The 18576-nt window shown below is 62.4% G+C and carries 17 protein-coding genes; 8 read left to right on the forward strand and 9 right to left on the reverse strand.

All coding sequences use genetic code 11. From position 1 onward, the window contains the following. Entirely contained in the window at positions 1 to 513 is a 513-nt protein-coding gene (locus SFY93_RS09890) for an HPP family protein (protein WP_320446953.1), read from the forward strand. Positions 514 to 529: 16 nt separating this feature from the next. Here the strand turns inward: SFY93_RS09890 and SFY93_RS09895 are convergent, their stop codons facing one another. Next, positions 530 to 2275, reverse strand: a complete 1746-nt coding sequence (locus tag SFY93_RS09895; RefSeq protein ID WP_320446954.1) for an ABC transporter ATP-binding protein/permease — start codon at positions 2273 to 2275, stop codon at positions 530 to 532. A 273-nt stretch (positions 2276 to 2548) separates the two neighbouring features. Here SFY93_RS09895 and SFY93_RS09900 point away from each other — a divergent pair, with 273 nt between their 5' ends. Next, positions 2549 to 4216, forward strand: a complete 1668-nt coding sequence (locus SFY93_RS09900; RefSeq protein WP_320446955.1) for an L-lactate permease — start codon at positions 2549 to 2551, stop codon at positions 4214 to 4216. Positions 4217 to 4383: 167 nt separating this feature from the next. Next, complete coding sequence (locus tag SFY93_RS09905; protein ID WP_320447736.1) at positions 4384 to 4779, forward strand: META domain-containing protein; 396 nt, start codon at positions 4384 to 4386, stop codon at positions 4777 to 4779. Between the two features lie 213 nt (positions 4780 to 4992). Here SFY93_RS09905 and SFY93_RS09910 read toward each other — a convergent pair whose 3' ends face one another. From SFY93_RS09910 to SFY93_RS09920, 3 genes are all read right to left on the reverse strand, one after another. Then, positions 4993 to 6201, reverse strand: coding sequence for a hypothetical protein (locus SFY93_RS09910; RefSeq protein ID WP_320446956.1), 1209 nt, complete (start codon positions 6199 to 6201; stop codon positions 4993 to 4995). A gap of 201 nt (positions 6202 to 6402) precedes the next feature. Further along, positions 6403 to 8058: a chaperonin GroEL gene (gene groL, locus SFY93_RS09915; protein ID WP_068733597.1), complete on the reverse strand. Its 1656-nt coding sequence runs from the start codon at positions 8056 to 8058 to the stop codon at positions 6403 to 6405. Between the two features lie 155 nt (positions 8059 to 8213). Beyond that, entirely contained in the window at positions 8214 to 8510 is a 297-nt protein-coding gene (locus SFY93_RS09920) for a co-chaperone GroES (RefSeq protein ID WP_089261928.1), read from the reverse strand. Positions 8511 to 8821: 311 nt separating this feature from the next. Between SFY93_RS09920 and SFY93_RS09925 the strand changes: the two genes are divergently transcribed. Further along, positions 8822 to 9349, forward strand: a complete 528-nt coding sequence (locus tag SFY93_RS09925) for a hypothetical protein (protein ID WP_068733601.1) — start codon at positions 8822 to 8824, stop codon at positions 9347 to 9349. A 62-nt stretch (positions 9350 to 9411) separates the two neighbouring features. Next, positions 9412 to 10620, forward strand: a complete 1209-nt coding sequence (locus SFY93_RS09930) for an MFS transporter (protein ID WP_320446957.1) — start codon at positions 9412 to 9414, stop codon at positions 10618 to 10620. Between the two features lie 29 nt (positions 10621 to 10649). On the opposite strand, the gene SFY93_RS09935 is transcribed toward SFY93_RS09930, so the two are convergent. Further along, the gene (locus SFY93_RS09935; protein WP_089261924.1) at positions 10650 to 11423 is read right to left on the reverse strand and encodes a protein phosphatase CheZ; all 774 of its coding nucleotides are present in this window, start codon (positions 11421 to 11423) and stop codon (positions 10650 to 10652) included. A 296-nt stretch (positions 11424 to 11719) separates the two neighbouring features. On the opposite strand from SFY93_RS09935, the gene SFY93_RS09940 reads away from it, so the two are divergent. After that, positions 11720 to 12511 (forward strand): L,D-transpeptidase, encoded by a 792-nt coding sequence (locus SFY93_RS09940; RefSeq protein WP_320446958.1) that lies wholly within the window; start codon positions 11720 to 11722, stop codon positions 12509 to 12511. A gap of 68 nt (positions 12512 to 12579) precedes the next feature. Here SFY93_RS09940 and SFY93_RS09945 read toward each other — a convergent pair whose 3' ends face one another. Beyond that, the gene (locus SFY93_RS09945) at positions 12580 to 13386 is read right to left on the reverse strand and encodes a DUF2076 domain-containing protein (protein ID WP_320446959.1); all 807 of its coding nucleotides are present in this window, start codon (positions 13384 to 13386) and stop codon (positions 12580 to 12582) included. A 136-nt stretch (positions 13387 to 13522) separates the two neighbouring features. Then, positions 13523 to 14428 carry a LysR family transcriptional regulator gene (locus SFY93_RS09950; RefSeq protein WP_320446960.1) on the reverse strand — a complete coding sequence of 302 codons (906 nt, stop codon included), beginning with the start codon at positions 14426 to 14428 and terminating at the stop codon, positions 13523 to 13525. Between the two features lie 135 nt (positions 14429 to 14563). Between SFY93_RS09950 and SFY93_RS09955 the strand changes: the two genes are divergently transcribed. Together SFY93_RS09955 and SFY93_RS09960 are read left to right on the forward strand one after the other, a co-directional pair. Continuing rightward, complete coding sequence (locus tag SFY93_RS09955; RefSeq protein ID WP_089261919.1) at positions 14564 to 15637, forward strand: tartrate dehydrogenase; 1074 nt, start codon at positions 14564 to 14566, stop codon at positions 15635 to 15637. A 74-nt stretch (positions 15638 to 15711) separates the two neighbouring features. Continuing rightward, positions 15712 to 16680: a tripartite tricarboxylate transporter substrate-binding protein gene (locus tag SFY93_RS09960; RefSeq protein WP_089261917.1), complete on the forward strand. Its 969-nt coding sequence runs from the start codon at positions 15712 to 15714 to the stop codon at positions 16678 to 16680. Here SFY93_RS09960 and SFY93_RS09965 read toward each other — a convergent pair. Beyond that, the gene (locus SFY93_RS09965; protein ID WP_320446961.1) at positions 16677 to 17522 is read right to left on the reverse strand and encodes a ChbG/HpnK family deacetylase; all 846 of its coding nucleotides are present in this window, start codon (positions 17520 to 17522) and stop codon (positions 16677 to 16679) included. The two genes, SFY93_RS09960 and SFY93_RS09965, sit on opposite strands and share 4 nt — an antisense overlap. Then, positions 17519 to 18565, reverse strand: coding sequence for a glycosyltransferase family 2 protein (locus tag SFY93_RS09970; RefSeq protein ID WP_320446962.1), 1047 nt, complete (start codon positions 18563 to 18565; stop codon positions 17519 to 17521). The genes SFY93_RS09965 and SFY93_RS09970 overlap by 4 nt, the downstream gene beginning before the upstream one ends. Between the last annotated feature and the right edge of the window lie 11 nt (positions 18566 to 18576).

Genomic DNA, 18576 nt, shown 5'->3' on the forward strand with positions numbered 1-18576 from the left:
ATGACCCGGGACTGGTTGCGGCGCGCAGCGAAGACGATCCGTCGGAACAATCATCGCAATGCGCTGGCCGGCGCCGTTGCCGGGCTGGGGGCGGGGATTGCCATCGGTGTGATGGAATTCTTCTCGGCGGTTGCGCATTATCCGCTGGTCATCATTCCTTTTGCGACCTCGATCGTCCTCGTGATCGGCTCTCCGGAAGCCGAACCGGCGCAGCCGCGCGCGTTGGTCGGCGGACACATCGTCGCGACGCTGGTAGGGCTCGCTGTGCTCAAGCTGATCGGCCCCCATGCCTGGGCCGCTGCCATGGCAGTCGGCCTCGCTGTGCTGGCGATGTATGTGACCGGCACATTCCACCCGCCTGCCGGGATCAACCCGCTGCTTGTCGTGTCTCACGCACTACCGTGGACGTTCCTGCTCGCGCCGGTGCTGGTCGGCGCGCTGCTGCTCGCGAGCTTCACGTTTGTCTGGCATCGCTATGCGGCAGGCCGCGACTGGCCGCGGCACTGGCTTTAGCGGGGCGTGTCACGCCTCAGGCGGTTTCCGTCCTGGCCCTTGCATCTCCCAGCGCGAAGTGATCGCCGGACCGCGTTAGCGACACCTTGCGCTGATGCAAGTCATCGAGCGTGTTGCGGTGGCCGATCGAAACGATGGTCGTGCCAGGCAGCTTGTCTTCCAGGAGCCGGTACAAAGCCGCTTCCGATGGTTCGTCGAGCGACGCGGTAGCCTCGTCAAGGAAGAGATATTGCGGCTTTTGCAGCAGCGCGCGGGCGACGCCGAGACGCTGTTGTTCACCGAGCGACAGCATGCGATTCCAGTGGCCATCTTCGTCAAGCCGGGTCGCCAGCGCAGGCAGACCCACGGACCTGACGGCGTCGGCGACCTCCTGTGGGCTGAATGCATCGGTCCCGGCAGGATAAGCCACCGCATCCTGCAATGTACCGACCGGGAAGTACGGCCGCTGCGGCAGCATCATGATCGCCGCATCCGCGGGGATCGAGATCTTGCCCTTGCCGAACGGCCAGATGCCGGCGATGGCGCGAAACAGCGTGGATTTTCCGGAGCCCGATGGGCCCGTAAACAGCGTGCGTTCCCCGCGGCGGAAGCTGAAGCCCGGCGTCTGCACCATGGGAGCGCCATTGGGGAGGGTGAGCGTCAGATCGCTCAGCGCGATGTCACCGGCGCCGGTCTCAGTGGCGTGAACGATATCGGCCTTGGTCGTCAGCGCCTGTACGTTGGCAATGGCTGTCTCGAAGCCATCAAGGCGCATCACGCCGGACTGCCATTCCGCCAGTGTGCGATAGGCTGTGACGAAGAATGAAAGCGCACCCTGCACGGTGCCGAACGCATCCGCGGTCTGCATCACGGCACCGAGCTGGACCTTCTCCGCAAAATAGGCTGGCGCGACCAGAACATAGGGCAGGATAATCGCGATCTGCTGATAGCTGACCGTGAAGGATGTCAGCTTCTTGGTGCGGCGCATGATGTCGATCCAGTTGCCGACGACCAGCTGGAAGCGGGTCAAGAGTCGCTGGCGCTCAACCGGTTCGCCGCGCAGCAGAGCGATCTGCTCGGCATTTTCGCGCGCACGCACCAGATTGAAGCGGAAGTCCGCTTCATAGCGCTGCTGCTGGAAATTCAGTGCCATCAATGGCGCGCCGATATAGTGGGTCAGCGCAGTACCGATGACGGCATAGACGAGCGCGCCCCAGACGAGATAGCCGGGGATCGGGATATCCCGACCGAACACATGCAGCGGCGCTGCGTCGGACAGGCCCCACAGGATGATCACGAAGGAGAACAGTGTGACGACCGAACTCAGCAGGCCGATACCGATGTCGAGCGTCTTCTCCACGAACAGCTTCACGTCTTCGGCGATGCGCTGATCCGGGTTGTCGGCAGCGTCGCCCTGCAGCTGCATGCGATAGTGGTTGGCATCGGCGAGCCAGTTGCCGAGATAGCGCTCGGTCATCCAGCGCCGCCAGCGGATCTGGAGCCACTGGTTGAGGTAGAGCTGATAGACCTTGAGCGCGATGTTGATCGCCGCAAGCACGCTGAAGTAAGCGAGCTGATAGGTGAAGACGTCGAGGTTTCTGTCCTGCAGTGCGTTGTAGAAGGTGTTGTTCCAGCGATTGAACAGGACGCTGAGACCGACCACCGCCAGTTCGATGGCGATCACCGCCGTGAGCAGTCCGATCCCCGCCCATTTGTCCTCGGAACGAAAATAGGGAGCCGCGATCCGCCAGACAGTCGCGAGCGTGGAGCGGATGTTATTCACAGAGAGTCTCCGAGAGGCGGGCCGTAAGCCCTTAGGATCAGGAACGAATTCGACCGTTTAGACTAAAGTAGCTGGTTTGATGGCCTGCGGCAGCTTGTCGCGAAACTGTGATTCACCCTAGCATCACACCAAGTGAGGCAGGGGCTTGCATTCGCGTAGCCATGGGCGTTGTCGGCTTTGACCGATCGCGATTGCCCTCGCAAGTGAACAATCAGCAATTTGCCGACCGGTATCGATCGAGCTGCTGCAATAAAGCCATGGGGGAGAACGGCGATGTGGAATCAGGTCTACAATCCATTCGATAACAGCACGATCTCGACGCTGGTCGCCGCTATTCCGGTGGTGGTTCTGTTGGTCCTGATCGCGACCAACAAGGTCAAGGCGCATATCGCTGCGATCATCGCGCTGGTGCTGGCCAATCTCGTGGCGATCTACGCATTCACGATGCCTGCCAACATGTCGATCCGCGCATCGGCGCTCGGTGTCGTCACCGGCTTCTTCCCGATTGGCTGGATCGTTCTCAACGTCATCTTCATGTATCGCCTGACGGTGGACAGCGGCCGTTTCGAAGTGTTGCAACGCGCGATCGGCGGTGTGACCAAAGACAGGCGTCTGCAGATTCTGCTGATCGCGTTTTCGTTCGGCGCATTCTTCGAAGGTGCATCGGGCTTCGGTACGCCGGTGGCCGTCACCGGCGCCGTGCTGATCGGCCTCGGCTTCTCGCCGCTGGCTGCCTCCGGCCTGTCGCTGATCGCGAACACTGCGCCCGTCGCCTACGGCGCACTCGGTACGCCGATCCAGGGTCTCGCCACCGTCACCGGCTTCGATCCCTTCGTTCTGGGTGCGATGGTTGGCCGCCAGTTGCCGATCTTCTCCATGATCGTCCCGTTCTGGGTGGTCTGGGCGTTTGCCGGCTGGAAGGGCATGAAAGAAGTCTGGCCCGCCATCCTCGTTACCGCGCTCTCCTTCGCGATCCCGCAATTCGTGATCTCGAACTTCATCAATCCGTGGATCGTCGACATCGGCGCCTCGCTGATCTCGATGGGCGCGTTGATCCTGTTCCTGAAGGTCTGGCAGCCCAAGACGATCTGGACCTCGGCCGCGCTGCGCCAGCATGACGACTCGGCGTCGACCGTGCCGCCGGTGAAGCCGATGAGCACGGAGAAGCTGACCTCGGCTCAGGTCTGGAGCGCGCTGACCCCATGGATCATCCTGTGCGTCATCCTGCTGGTCTGGGGCACCAACTGGTTCAAGGGGATCGTCAATCCGATCTTCTCCTGGAATTTTCCAGTGCCTGAGCTGCACAACATGATCAACAAGGTGCCGCCGGTGGCCGCCAAGCCGACGCCCGAAGGCGCGGTGTTTGCGTTCACTTACGTCTCCTATACCGGCACCGGCATGTTGCTGGCTGCGATCATCTCCGGCTTCATCATGGGCTTCTCGCCTGCAAAGATGATCGTGGAATATGGCCGCACCATCAAGATCTGCGCCTACTCGCTGATCACCATCTCGGCAATGCTGGCCATCGGCACGCTCACGCGTCTGTCGGGCGTCGACGCGACGCTCGGTCTGGCTTTTGCTGCAACCGGCGTGCTGTACCCGTTCTTCGGTACGCTGCTTGGCTGGCTCGGCGTGGCGCTCACCGGTTCGGACACCGCGTCGAACGTGCTGTTCGGCAACCTGCAGAGGATCACGTCCGAACAGCTCGGTCTGTCGCCGATCCTGATGAGCGCGGCGAACTCGTCTGGCGGTGTGATGGGCAAGATGATCGACGCGCAATCGATCGTTGTGGCGTCCACCGCAACCAACTGGTTCGGGCATGAGGGCACGATCCTGCGCTTCGTGTTCTGGCACTCGATCGTGCTGGCCTGCATGGTCGGCCTGTTCGTGATGCTGCAAGCCTATGTCTACCCGTTCACGCTGATGGTCCTGGCGCCGTAGAGCGTACGCAACGACTCAATGACGAATCCCCGTGGCCGCAAGGCCGCGGGGATTTTTCGTTGTCGCGCCATATTGTTTCCCGACGGTTCTGGTCAACCGGCGTCGCCGCGCGTAGAACCGCGCCGATTGTCGCCGATCCCACCACGCCGAGAATTCATATGACTGCCATGACCACTTTGCTGCGGGCCGCTCTTGCCGGTGCTGCGTTTCTGACCGTTGTCCCAGCGCATGCTGCCGACGAGTTTCCATTCGGTATGGAAATGACTCTGGATGCGCAGCGTCAGCCCGGCTCGAAGCGGATTCCCAATCTGGAAATCGGCGAGGCCGGCGAGGCGCGGGTGGAGTTGTGGTGCAAGGGCGGAAAGGGCCAGTTCTCGGTTGCCGGCAACACGGTCGTGTTTGTTGCCGGCGCGTTGGAGCAGCGCAGCTGTTCAGATGCGCAGGCCACGCTGGACGATCAGTTGCTGGCAGATCTCGGCGCGGCCACCAACTGGCAACGGCGGGGTGACAGCGTGACGTTCGTCGGTCCGAAGTCACTGCGGTTTCGGCTGAATACGAATTGATAGCACGGGCGTTTCCTCCCCTCGCCCCCCGCGGAGCGTAGCTCCGCGAGGTGGGAGAGGGTGGATCGAACCGCAAAGCGGTTCGAGACGGGAGAGGGGGCGCCACGAACTCCGGCCCTCTCCCGCCTTCGCTGCGCTCAGGCACCCTCTCCCGCGGCGCGCAGCTTTGCTGCGCTGGGGGAGAGGGGAAGAAAGAGCGCTTAGTCTTACGTGCTACTTCCAGTTCGAATTGTCCGCATCCCAACGCTGTGCCTTGAACTCGGCAGCGACGGCTGCAACCGCGCCGTTGTCGTCGCGCGGATCGCTTTCTTCATCGGCCGTCGGCGAATCCGCGAGAGCCAGCTTCGCGCCCGAGTTCTCATCCGCGGTCGTCACTGACGGTGTGCTGACCCACAGGATGAGTTTATCCGTCGTGCCGGGCTTGTCGGGAGCGATGATCGCGTTGACCTCGACCGTCTCGGTCAATTCGAGCGCGGGCAGTATCTGACTCGGGCGCTTGAAGGTCAGCTTGAGCTTTCCGGTCTCATCGTCCCATGACGTGGCGGCAGGTTTGCCCGACATGGTCCTGGCGAGCACATTCGCCAGCGCCGTCGCAACCTTGTCGCGATTGATCTTGTCGCCATCGCGCCAGTCGGCGGCTGCAAAGCGCACGGTACGATCCATGTCGATAGCGCCCGTGGTCCAGCCGACATTGACGACGCCAGGATAGGTCTTGGTTTTGGCGACGAACGCCGCAGCGCGTTCCGGATCGATGGCGAGGCTGATGACCTGCTCGCCGGCGCGCAGCGCGTCGCAGGAGACTGTCAGACTGTTCAGTGCGACTTCCACATTCTGCCCGCGCAGCGTGCGCACGAAATCGAGCGCAGCTTCGAGCTTGATCTTGACCGCGATCGCTTCGGGCGACACTTCGGTGAAATCCTTCGGTGCGGGCGCGATATTGTCGTCGGTGGACTGATTGTCCTGGAATTCCTTCTCGCTCTGATCGGAATTGTCCGAGGACGTCACGTTGTTGTTGGTCTGACCTACCGAGATCTGTCCCTTGAATTCGAACGTGTCGCCGGTCGGCCGGCGGTTCAGCTTGATGGTCACCGGCAGCTTGTCGACCTGGGTCTGCGTTGCGCCGGTCAGCGTCGAACCGCTGACCGTGAGATTGGCGACGAAGCGATCCTTGCGGTCGCTGCCTTTCTCGGCGGGATAGCAGACATCAAGCGTCGCGGCGGTGACGTTCTTGCCCTGCCGAGTCTCGCGCAGGATGACGTCGGCATTGCCGTTCATGACGCCGTCGATCGAGGTGAAATAGCGTGTCTCGGGGCCTGCCGGCTGGCTCTTCGGCGCGGCTTTTACCTGCGCGAAGGCGTGGTGGACGGTCGCAACCGAGCCGGTGACCGTAAGGCCGAGCAGACAAAGATGAAGCGCGCGCATTTCAAAAGTCCCTAGACGTTATCGACGTGTCTCCGGGCGGATTTATCTGATTCCGCCCATGCGAGATTAATCACGGGATTGAATCAGAACCGCGACCAAGGCGAAAGGCCATAAGTCGCAGGCACGATGCGTGGCAGGCAAAAAAGAAGGCCGCCCGGAGGCGGCCTTCGATCACAATGCAGTTGAGCGTGAAAGCAGGGCTTAGAAGCCCATGCCTCCCATTCCGCCCATGCCACCCATACCGCCGCCACCGCCCGGCATCGCCGGTGCAGCTTCCTTCGGCAGTTCGGCGACCATGGCTTCGGTGGTGACCAGCAGGCCGGCCACCGAGGCGGCGTCCTGCAGTGCAGTACGCACCACCTTGGCCGGATCGATGATGCCCTTGGCGACCATGTCGACATAGGTTTCGGTCTGCGCGTCGAAGCCGAAGGTCTCGGACTTCTCGTCCAGGATCTTGCCGACCACGATCGAACCTTCAACGCCGGCGTTTTCGGCGATCTGGCGGATCGGAGCTTCCAGCGCTTTCAGCACGATGTTGATACCGGCCTGCACATCGGCGTTCTCGTTGGTGAGACGGCCGACGGCCTTCTTGGCGCGCAGAAGCGCAGTGCCGCCACCGGGGACGATGCCTTCCTGAACGGCCGCGCGGGTGGCGTTCAGCGCGTCATCCACGCGATCCTTCTTTTCCTTTACTTCGACTTCTGTCGCGCCGCCGACGCGGATCACCGCGACGCCGCCTGCAAGCTTGGCCAGACGCTCCTGCAGCTTCTCACGGTCGTAGTCCGAGGTGGTTTCCTCGATCTGCGCCTTGATCTGATTGACGCGGGCTTCGATCGCCGGCTTTTTGCCAGCGCCGTTGACGACAGTGGTGTTTTCCTTGTCGATCACGACCTTCTTGGCGCGGCCGAGCATGGCGAGCGTGACGCTTTCCAGCTTCATGCCGAGATCTTCCGAGACGAGCTGACCGCCGGTCAGGATCGCAAGGTCTTCCAGCATCGCCTTGCGGCGATCGCCGAAGCCCGGTGCCTTGACGGCAGCAACCTTGAGGCCACCGCGCAGGCGGTTGACGACGAGGGTGGCGAGGGCTTCGCCTTCGACGTCTTCAGCGATGATCAGCAGCGGCTTGCCCGACTGCACCACGGCTTCGAGCACCGGCAGCATGGCCTGCAGGCTGGAGATCTTCTTCTCGACGAGCAGGACGTACACGTCCTCGAGCTCGGCGGTCATCTTTTCGGCATTGGTGACGAAGTAGGGCGACAGGTAGCCGCGATCGAACTTCATGCCCTCGACGATGTCGACTTCGGTCTCGAGCGACTTGTTCTCTTCAACCGTGATGACGCCTTCATTGCCGACCTTCTGCATCGCCTGGGCGATCATCTTGCCGATGGCGGCGTCGCCGTTGGCGGAGATGGTGCCGACCTGAGCGACTTCAGCCGAAGACGCAACCGGCTTGGCGCGCTTGGTGATGTCCTTGATGACGGCGGCGACGGCGATATCGATGCCGCGCTTGAGGTCCATCGGGTTCATGCCGGCAGCAACCGACTTGGCGCCTTCACGGACGATGGCCTGGGCCAGCACGGTGGCGGTGGTGGTGCCATCGCCTGCGGTGTCGTTGGTCTTCGAGGCAACTTCGCGCAGCATCTGCGCGCCCATGTTCTCGAACTTGTCCTCGAGTTCGATCTCCTTGGCGACGGTGACGCCGTCCTTGGTGATGCGCGGAGCGCCGAACGACTTCTCGATCACGACATTGCGGCCCTTCGGACCGAGCGTGACCTTGACGGCGTTGGCGAGAATGTCGACGCCGCGCAGCATGCGATCGCGCGCGTCTCCGGAGAATTTAACGTCTTTGGCGGCCATGTGATGGTGCTCCAAGTGATGGGAATTTGAAATTAAAACGCTGTCATGGCCGGGCTTGTCCCGGCCATCCACGCCTTGCCGAGCTTGCGGCCTAGACGTGGATCACCGGGACAAGCCCGGTGATGACGGCGTGTGGGGAGGCTGAAGCGAGTCGCTTAGGCGATCACGCCCATGATGTCCGACTCCTTCATGATGAGGAGTTCTTCGCCGTCGAGTTTGATCTCGGTGCCCGACCACTTGCCGAACAGAACCTTGTCGCCGACCTTGATGTCGATCGGGATCAGCTTGCCGGCTTCGTCGCGGCCACCGGGGCCCACGCCGACGACTTCGCCTTCAGACGGCTTTTCCTTGGCGCTGTCCGGGATGATGATGCCGCCCTTGGTCTTCTCGTCGGCGACGATGCGCTTGACGACGACGCGGTCGTGCAGCGGGCGGAATTTGGTCTTGGCCATGGGAGTGTCCCTTTAGGGTTTGCGATTTCGTTGCCATCTCGGAGGCGGGCGGGAATCCAGCCGGAACGCTCAAGGCGGCCGGCTCATTCCCTTAGCAATCGCGCTCCGGGAGTGCTAATTGAGCGTCCGGGAAATATGGCCAGACGCTTTTTGAGTCAAGCGAGGCCTTAAGGCCTTGGTGAGGCCAATATAGGATGATCTGGAAACCATAATGGAGAGTCGGCGTAATTCTGCCGACCTCATTGCGCCGTCAGGTGTTTTGCGCTTGGCTGCCGGGACGGGCAGCCGGGGAATTTGCTCTAGGGGATAATATGATCAGGTCACGCTACGCCCGCACGGTTGCCCATCTGGCGATCGTTTCAACTTTGGCGCTGTCATTGGGCGGGTGCGGCACGTCTGGTGGATTGGGCGGGTTCAGCTTTGGGAACTCGCAGCCGACACCGCCGCCGGAGCCTCCGCCGGCGCCGGAACTGCCAGCCTCGATCCGCTCGGAAGAACTCGTCGGCCGCTGGGGTCTGGCGTCCTACATGAATCCCAACGATCGCGTTCGCACCGAGAATGCCGCGCGCGGCCAGTGCAAGCAGCCCTATATCATCGGCCAGGGCGCCACCGGCGGGGTCATCATGCATCTTGCCGACGAGGCGACGCCGCAGGAATTGCGCCTCAAGGGCTCGCCGAGCGGCAAGAACTATATCGGCCCGCCCGGTCCCGCCGGTGGTGAGAAGGATCGCGAGATCGTCTCCTTCGACGGTCGGATTCTCGTCACGCGCTTCATCGACAAGGACGCTGCGGTTCGCTACGGCAACATGGTCTATGTCCGTTGCGCACCCAAGGCCTGACCTGACAAGGCCTGACCTGAGGCATAAGGCGGGTCCCGCCACTCCCTTGAAGACGTGAGCCCATGCACCGATTGCGCGACCTTGTTTTCGGACCGGGCCGCGCGGTCCTTGTGCTGGCATTCACCCAGATCCTGACCTGGGGCATCCTGATCTACCCACCTGTGCTGACCATGCCGCATGTCACGGCGGCGCATGGCTGGTCGCTGGCCTTCGGCATGGCGGGCTTTTCGCTGGGGCTGATCGTATCGGGACTGCTGTCGCCGGTGGTTGGTGGATTGATCGACCGTCACGGCGGCAATGTCGTCATGGCATCGGGCGCATTGGCCGGTGCCTTGGGTCTCGCTCTATTTTCAGTCGCCGATCATCCCGCGACCTATCTGGCCTGCTGGCTGTTGCTCGGCGCTGCAATGTCGGCGTCGCTCTACGATCCCGCCTTCGCCACGCTGACGCGCATCTTCGGTGCCTCGGCGCGGCGGCAGATCACCTTCGTGACTTTTGCAGGCGGCTTCGCTTCGACGGTCGGCTGGCCGGCGACCCATCTTCTGCTTGAGGCTGTCGGCTGGCGCGGGACCTATCTGACCTTCGCAGCGATCTTCGCCTTTGTCGTTGCGCCGCTTCATGCCTTTGCATTGCCGCGCCACGTCGCCGTCGCGCCGCTGCCCGTGGCAGACGCCGTTGTCGTTCCTCAACAAGTAACCCTGCGGCCGGAAGGCTGGCCGTTCATCCTGCTGGCGGCGGCTTTCTCGCTTTACAGCTTCATTCTGTCGGGCGTGACCTCGAACCTGCTCGCGCTGCTGGAGCGCGGCGGGCTCAGTGCTGCAACGGCGGTGACCATCGGCGCGATGTTCGGACCGGCGCAGGTGGCATCGCGGCTGGCAGACTTCATGCTCGCGGGGCGTACCCATCCGCTGTGGATCGCGCGCGGGGCGGTGGTGCTCGTGGTATCGGCCTTCGCGATGCTGGCCTTTGCGGGGATTTCGTTTCCGCTGGCGGCCTTGTTCGCTATCGGCTTCGGCGCGGCCAATGGCGTCATGACCATCGCGCGCGGTGCGCTGCCGCTTCTGATGTTTGGCCCGGCGGGATATGGCCGTGTGATCGGCCGTATCGCGCGGCCGGCTTTGTTCGTGCAGGCCTTTGCACCGTTCGTGGTGGCATCCGCGGTCGAGACGCTGTCGGACCGCACTATACTGCTGCTCGGGACGGCGGGAGCGTTGATCGTACTGGTCTGCTTCGTGATGATAAAAACGCCGGGCGTTGCGGCCCGGCGTTAAACGATCTCTAACTGTGGTCGAAAATTATCTTAGCCGAACAGCGCGTCGATATCGTCCTGCGAAGCATGGCCGACGTCGCCGTCCAGCTTCGGGCCGTTGAGTAGCTTGTCGTCTTCGCTGCGGTCATCGACCTTGGCCGGCGCATGCGCCTTGATCTCATCGACGCCACCCCAGATGTCCATCATCGCAGTAATGCGGTTTTCGATGAACTTCATCGTGGTCATCACCTTGCTGATGCGCTGGCCGGTGAGGTCCTGGAAGTTACAGGCTTCGAAGATCGCGACGACGTTATCGCCGATCTCTTCCAGCATCTGCTTCTGCTGATCGGGTGAGGTCACCTTGCCGAGCGCTGTCGATGCATTATCGATGGCTTCGGCTGCGGCGAGAATTTGCTGCGTGGCTTCTTCGGTGCCGCCGACGACGGCGCCGAGTTCACCGTTGACCTTCGCCATTTCGTCGCCTTCGAAGCTCTTGCCGTGAAGAACTGCGATTTCCATCTTGGTACGGGTAATGGCGTCGTGGATCAGATCGAGTTCGATCTTGAGCTTTTCGCACTGCTCGATCTGAGCGCGATAGGTGGCCAGCAGCGCCTGCGCTTCCGCAACCTGCTGATCGGCGGCGGCGCCGACCTGATCTGTCACGGCGTTGCGGGCCGGCGCTCCCATCTGCGCGCGGATCGCGCGGAGCTCAGCCATGATTTCGCGATGCATTGGCATCGGCTCGCTGCTGCCCACCACTTCATTGGGCATAGGTGCAGTACCGAAAACTTCTTCAATGCGAAATCGCTTGCGACGAACAGACATCAGGTCCCCCAACGTTCAATCAATCCCCCATTCGTATACCCATGAGTTTAACGTGAAGTTCACGCGGGAACATCGCACCGATAGCCGATAATCGCTGCGCAAACTGTTAGTTAACCATGGGCCCTTCGCGTTCATTCAAAATAAACGCTACCAAATAGAACTGCGCTGTTTGACGACGTGGTGAATCCAAACGGCGATTGTGTTTACCAAACCGAGGCGATTTTAACCTTAAGTCGGAGTGTGCAAAGCGCTTCTCAGGTGAGAACGCGCACGACGAAACAGTGCAGAGTACGTCGATGTTCAAAAAATTCTCTCTCACGCTTCTTGCCAGCGCATCTTTCATCGCGGCTGGATCGCATCAGACGCCTGCGGTGGAAGCCGCGGCGCAATTCGCCGAGCCTCCGGTGGTGTATGCGCAGCAGCCGCAGCGCCCGATGCAGCGCGCGGCCTATGCCGAACGCTCGCGCATGGGCGGCGGTTTCATCGAGTTTCTGTTCAGCGACGGTCCGGCGCGGCAGGGCCAGCGTTATCAGCAGCAGCCGGACTACTCTTACGAGCAGCGGCGTTCGCTGCTGCCGCCGATGGATCCGCAACAGCGTGTCTATCAGCAGGAGGAGACGGCAGATGCCGCGCGCCCCGCGCTCGATCCCAAATATCAGCCGCAGCTGGTCGAATATCAGGGCAGCGAAAGTGCGGGCACCATCGTTGTCGATACGCCGAACAAATTTCTGTTCCTGGTACAGGGTGGCGGCAAGGCAATGCGCTATGGCATCGGCGTCGGCCGGCCGGGCTTCACCTGGTCCGGTGTGAAGACGATCACGGCGAAGAAGGAATGGCCGTCGTGGACGCCGCCAAAGGAAATGCTGGCGCGCCGTCCTGATCTGCCGCGTTACATGGAAGGCGGTCCGGAAAATCCGCTCGGTGCGCGTGCGATGTATCTCGGCTCGACCCTGTACCGTATTCACGGCTCCAACGAGCCATGGACGATCGGCACCAACGTTTCCTCAGGCTGCATCCGCATGCGCAACGAGGACGTCATCGATCTCTATGGCCGCGTCGGCGTCGGCGCCCGGGTCGTCGTGATCTGATTGATCTCCCGTCGCATGAAAACGGCCGCTCATGAGAGCGGCCGTTTTTGTGTTGCTGGTCTAAACGATCAGGCCAAATCGCTATCGTCGGAATCCATGTCCATGGCGTCGTAATCGCCGTCGTCCTGGTCTTGATCCTGGTCCTGATCGGCATCGGCCTGCGCCTGATCGAAGGATCCGGCGCGGGAGCCGCTGGACGAACCGATATCATTGACGCCGGCCTGATTGCCGAGGTTGCCGCCGGAGGAATCCGAACCGGAGCTCCACGGGCTCTTGCTCTCGCTGGCATTGGCGGCGTCACCGAAACCCTGCTGGTGGCTGCCGCCCATCATCGAACGGATGCTGCCGAGCAATAACGAGCCGCCGACCACGCCGGCTGCTGCCGCCGCAGCTGTACCCAGGAATGAGCCGCCGCCACCGGCTTGCGGTTGTTGCTGGCCGAACTGTCCCGGCGCCTGACCTTGGCCGTATCCGCCCTGACCATAGCCACCCTGTGGCTGGGGCTGGCCGATGACCTGCCCGGTGTTCCAGGCGGGACGGCTGGGCTCGGGCGGGCGAACGCTCGGCACGGAGCCGCGCGGCTGGTTCGGGTTCTGACCCTGACCGAACAGGGCGTCCCGCATCGAATCGAGGAAACCGCCCTGCGCGGCCTGTTCGGGGGCGCCGTTGCCTTCCAATTGCTGGATGCGCTCATGGGCGCGCTTCAGCGCTTCGTCCTGCAGCAATACGGTCTGCACCAGCGCATACAGCGCATTGGGTGCGCGGCGCTGGCCCTGCGCAATGGCGTCGAGCGCGTCTGGATCGCGTGGCGCGCCTTCGACCTTGCTGAGCCGGTCAAAGAGATCGTCAACCAGTTGGCGTTCTTGCGGTGTCATGGCGTCCTCTGTCTTCAAAGCGCGCTTGCTTTGCGCGCTGGAGATGTAGTGACGCTTTGTGTCGCAATAAGTGCCGCCCGGATTAAATTTAGTTATGCGACAAAACGACCGGCAGGCCTTGTCGTGCTTCCTCGTGTCATGCTTCCTGCGCGTAGCGCGCCAGATTGGCCTTCAGCATGTCGAGAATCTGATCCCGTGCCGGATCGCGGGTCCCTCTGACCCAGGCTGCGGCGAGCGGAAGCCGGTTCATTGCCGCCATGCCTAGCGGCATATAGCGCACGCCGCGTGCGGGCATGCGAGACGTCCAGCGCGGCACGATCGCCAGCCCGATTTCGGCGGCGACGAGATTGACGATGGTCTGCTTCTCGTCGGCGATCTGAACGACATTCGCCTGTAACCCGGATTCCGCAAACAGCTTCATTGTCAGGTCATGACTATGCGGCCGTGACCGCCGCTCCGGCACGATCAGCGGCTCGTCGGCGATGTCTGCGATCGTCAGATGCGTGCGCGACGCTAGCGGATGGCGTTCGGAGACGGCCATGACGGCTGTCTCGTGAAACAGAAACATGAATTCCAGCCGCTTGTCGGCACTCTCGGGCGGCCGGACAAAAGCGAGATCGAGCCGGCCCGACAGCAGGCGCGGCAGCAGCCGGATCGTCTTGTCCTCATCCAGCTTGATGGCAAGGTCAGGGACGCGCTCGCGAAGATCGTGAAGCAGTGCCGGCAGAAGCCCGGCGGCGGCGCTGTCGATTGCGCCGACCCGGATCGTGGCTGCACGGGCCCGCACGCGTGCGCGGAAGGATGACGCGATCTGATCCGCGCGGGCGAGCAGGTCGCGTGCCTGTTTCAGAAACTCGACGCCGTCATCGGTGAGGGCGACGCTGCGCGTCGTGCGCGTCAGCAGGCGTGTGCCGAGATCGTCCTCAAGGAGGCGGATGTAGCGGCCGAGTGCCGACGGCATCATCTCGAGCCGCTGCGCCGCGCGGCCGAAATGCAGTTCGTCCGCCGCCGTTACGAAACAGCGCAACTGGTGCAGATCCATCAAGCCTCCCGATGGCGCCCTTCGGCCGCCTCGGAAGTCATTATATCATTTATTTATATAAACAACCTCGATTGAGCCGGGCGCTGCCCGCCTGCAGGGTGGGGAGAGCCAGTTCAACCCAGCAGAGACCTCACCATGCGCGAATATTCCATCGCGGCCATCCCGGCCGACGGGATCGGACCCGAAGTCATCGCCGCCGGTACACGCGTGCTGGAAGCGCTGCAAAAGCGCATCGGCGACGTGACTTTCAATGTCGAGACGTTCGACTGGGGCTCGGCCTATTACCGCAAGCACGGCGTGATGATGCCGGCCGATGGCCTGCCGAAGCTGAAGAAGTTCGACGCGATCTATTTCGGTGCGGTGGGGGCGCCCGATGTGCCCGATCACATCACGCTGTGGGGCCTGCGGCTGCCGATCTGCCAGGGCTTCGACCAATACGCCAATGTGCGCCCGACCAAGATCCTGCCCGGCATCACCTCGCCACTGCGCGGTGTCGAAACTGGCGATCTCGACTGGGTGATCGTGCGCGAGAATTCCGAAGGCGAATATGCCGGCTGCGGCGGCCGCGTGCATCGCGGGCTGCCGGAGGAAGTCGGTACCGAAGTCTCGGTGTTCACCCGGGTCGGCGTGGTCAGGATCATGCGCTACGCGTTCAAGCTCGCGCAGTCACGTCCGCGCAAGCTGCTCACCGTGGTCACCAAGTCGAACGCGCAGCGCCACGGCATGGTGATGTGGGACGAGATCGCTGACGAAGTGTCGAAGGACTTCCCTGACGTCACCTGGGACAAGATGCTGGTCGACGCCATGACCGTGCGTATGACGCTGAAGCCGCAGAGCCTCGACACCATCGTCGCCACCAATCTTCACGCCGACATTCTCTCCGACCTCGCCGGCGCACTGGCCGGCAGCCTCGGCGTCGCGCCGACGGCGAATATCGATCCGGAGCGCCGTTTTCCCTCAATGTTCGAGCCGATCCACGGCTCGGCCTTCGACATCACCGGCAAGGGCATCGCCAATCCTGTCGCCAGTTTCTGGACCGCTGCGCAGATGCTCGATCATCTTGGTGAGCCGGATGCATCGGCGCGGTTGATGCGTGCGGTGGAAAAGGTCTGCGAGGCCGGCATTATCACGCCCGATGTCGGCGGCAAGGCCACGACGAAAGAAGTGACCGACGCCGTGGTAGACGCGATCCATAGTTCGAACGTCTGACGCGATTTCCGAACGCCCCGGTCTCACCGGGGCGTTCGATTTCAATAATCAAAACAATATTCAGGGAGGATCTCATGAAAGTCACAGCTACACTTGCGTTTGCGATTACGCTGGCAAGCTCCGCTGCCTTCGCACAGGGCTATCCCAACAGGCCGATCACCATGCTGGTGCCGTTCGCGGCCGGCGGTGCCACCGACACCGTTGCGCGCGTCACCGCTGCGACAATGTCGAAGATCCTCGGCCAGACCATCATCATTGAAAATGCCACAGGCGCCGGCGGCACCATTGCCGCCGCACGCGCGGCTCGCGCCGAGCCGGACGGCTACACGATCCTGATCCATCACATCGGAATTTCTACGGCTGCGACGCTGTATCGCAAACTGCCTTACGATACCAAGACCGCCTTCGCGCCGATCGGCCTCGTCACCAATGCGCCGATGACCATCATCTCCAGGCCGAACCTGCCGCCGAACACGCTCGCCGAGCTGATCACCTATATCAAGGCCAACGGCGACAAGATGACATTCGGCAATGCCGGCCTCGGCGCCGCCTCGCAGCTCTGTGGCCTGATGTTCATGAATGCCATCGACAAGCAGATCCTGTCGGTGCCCTACAAGGGCAACGGCCCGGTGATGAACGATCTGATCGCCGGCCAGATCGATCTCACTTGTGACCAGACCACCAACACCACCGGCCCGATCGCGGCGAAACTTGTGAAGAGCTACGCGATCACGACGAAGACGCGTTTGTCGTCCATGCCGGACCTGCCCACCGCGGATGAAGCCGGCCTGAAGGGTTTTGAGGCGGGCGCCTGGCATGGCATCTACGCGCCAAAGGGAACTCCTGACGATATCGTGCAGAAACTGGCGAAGGTGCTGCAGGATTCGTTGCGCGATCCCGAACTGATCAAGCGCTTCAACGACATCAACACCGATCCGGTGCCGCAGGATCAGGCGACGCCGCAGGCATTGAAGAAGCAGCTCGACAGCGAGGTCGATCGCTGGGCGCCGATCATCAAGGCGAGTGGACAGTTTGCCGACTAGCGCGCCAGCGTGACGTTGTTTGTCGCCAGCAACTGCACGAAGGCATCGCTTGCCAGATATTGATATTCGCGCTCGCGCTGGTCGGTGAACGGGTCGAGGTCGATCAGGATCTCATCGACATGACCCGGGTGGCACATCACGAGTCCGCCATCCGGAAGGTCGTTGAGGAAACCGGCCATGAGCGTGCCGAAGTCGGCATGCTTGGTGAAGTCATAGGCGCCGGCAAATCCCGGATTGAACGTCACGCCGGCGCGCGTCGCACGTCGGCGGAACGTGGCGCTGAGCGTGTCGAGCAGCAGCGCCTTCGGATTATCGAGGCGTTGGCCTAACGGCAGCACACGGCCGGATTGGCGGACCCAGGCCGTCGGCGCATTTTTCCTCACCGCAGCGAGGAGCGCATCGCGCACCTGCGGGAAGGTCTGTACGTGCTGGTGCCCGTCGACATAGTCGGGGGCGCGCCCGAACAGGGCCACAAACTTCGCGATCTGCGTAGTCAGCTCGGTTTCGATCGCCTCGCGATCGAGTTTTCGCAACAGGCTGAAGCGCAGCATCTTGCCAAGCGGCAGGAACAGCTCGTCGAGCAGCGGCCGGTAGTGCATCGTCAGTGGATGAAACGGCGCGGTCAGCGTCGCGTGTAGCCCGATCTCGCAGTTCGGATTCTTGGCGACGGCGTCCTGCAACGCACTCACGTCATCGCGCGAAATCGCGGGGCCGACCACCATCACGGATGTGGCGTTGAGGCGTCCAAGCGCAATGAGTTCGCGGATGCCCTGATTGACGCCGGGGCTGATGCCGTAATCGTCGGCGCAGAGTGTGATGCGGCGCAGGGCTGCGCCGGTCATTCGGCGGCGGTCCGGTCGGTGGTTTGTACCGTGCTATCGGTCGCGTTACGCTTCACGCTGTGCTCGGCGACGAAATAGATCGGCCGCGCCTTCAGTTCGGACAGGATCTTGCCGATATATTCGCCGAGCACGCCGATCATCAGCAGTTGCACACCGCCGATGGTCATCAGGCCGACCACCAGCGATGGATAGCCGGGCACCGATTTGCCCGACACCCATGTCTCCCACAGGATCGACAGGCCGAACAGGAATGCGCCGAAGGCGAGCAATAGTCCGAGCAGGCTGGCGAGACGCAAAGGCGCGACCGAGAACGAGGTCAGTCCTTCGATCGACAGGCCGATCAACTGCTTCGGATTGAATGATGTGACGCCGTGCTCGCGCGCCGCCGGCTCGTAGTCGACGCGGAGCTGGCGGAAACCGATCCAGGTGGCCAGTCCCTTGAAGAACCGGTTGCGCTCCGGCAGCTGGCGCAGCGCCGCTGCCGCGCGCGGCGACAGCAAACGGAAATCGCCGGCGTCTTCCGGGATCTTCTGCCGCGCGCCCCAGTTGATCAGCGCGTAGAAGCCGCGCACCGCCTGGCGGCGCAGGAAGGACTCGTTGTCGCGATGCGCCTTGGCGGTATAGACGACGTCATAGCCTTCGACGATCCAGTGCCGTACCAGCTGTTCGACAAGTGCCGGCGGATGCTGGCCGTCGCCGTCCATGAACAGAACTGCGCCCTTGGTGAAGTGGTCGATGCCCGCCATCAACGCGGCTTCCTTGCCGAAATTGCGCGACAGCGACACGACCTGGACATCGAGCGTGCTCGCCGGCAGCGACTGCGCGATCGCCAGCGTACCGTCGGCGCTGCCGTCATCGACATAGACGACTTCGCAGGCGAGGCCGTGGCGTTCTTTCAGGGTAGTCGCAAGCGTCGCCAGCCGCTCATGAAACAAGGCAAGGCCGGGTGCCTCATTGTAGACAGGCACCACGATCGACAGGCCTTGTGCCGCGGAGGTCGCGGCATCGGTCGACAGGCTCGATACGTCGCTGCCCAGCATCATCGACTAGAATC

Source organism: Tardiphaga sp. 42S5 (assembly GCF_034044155.1).
GTDB classification, from domain to species: Bacteria; Pseudomonadota; Alphaproteobacteria; order Rhizobiales; family Xanthobacteraceae; genus Tardiphaga; species Tardiphaga robiniae.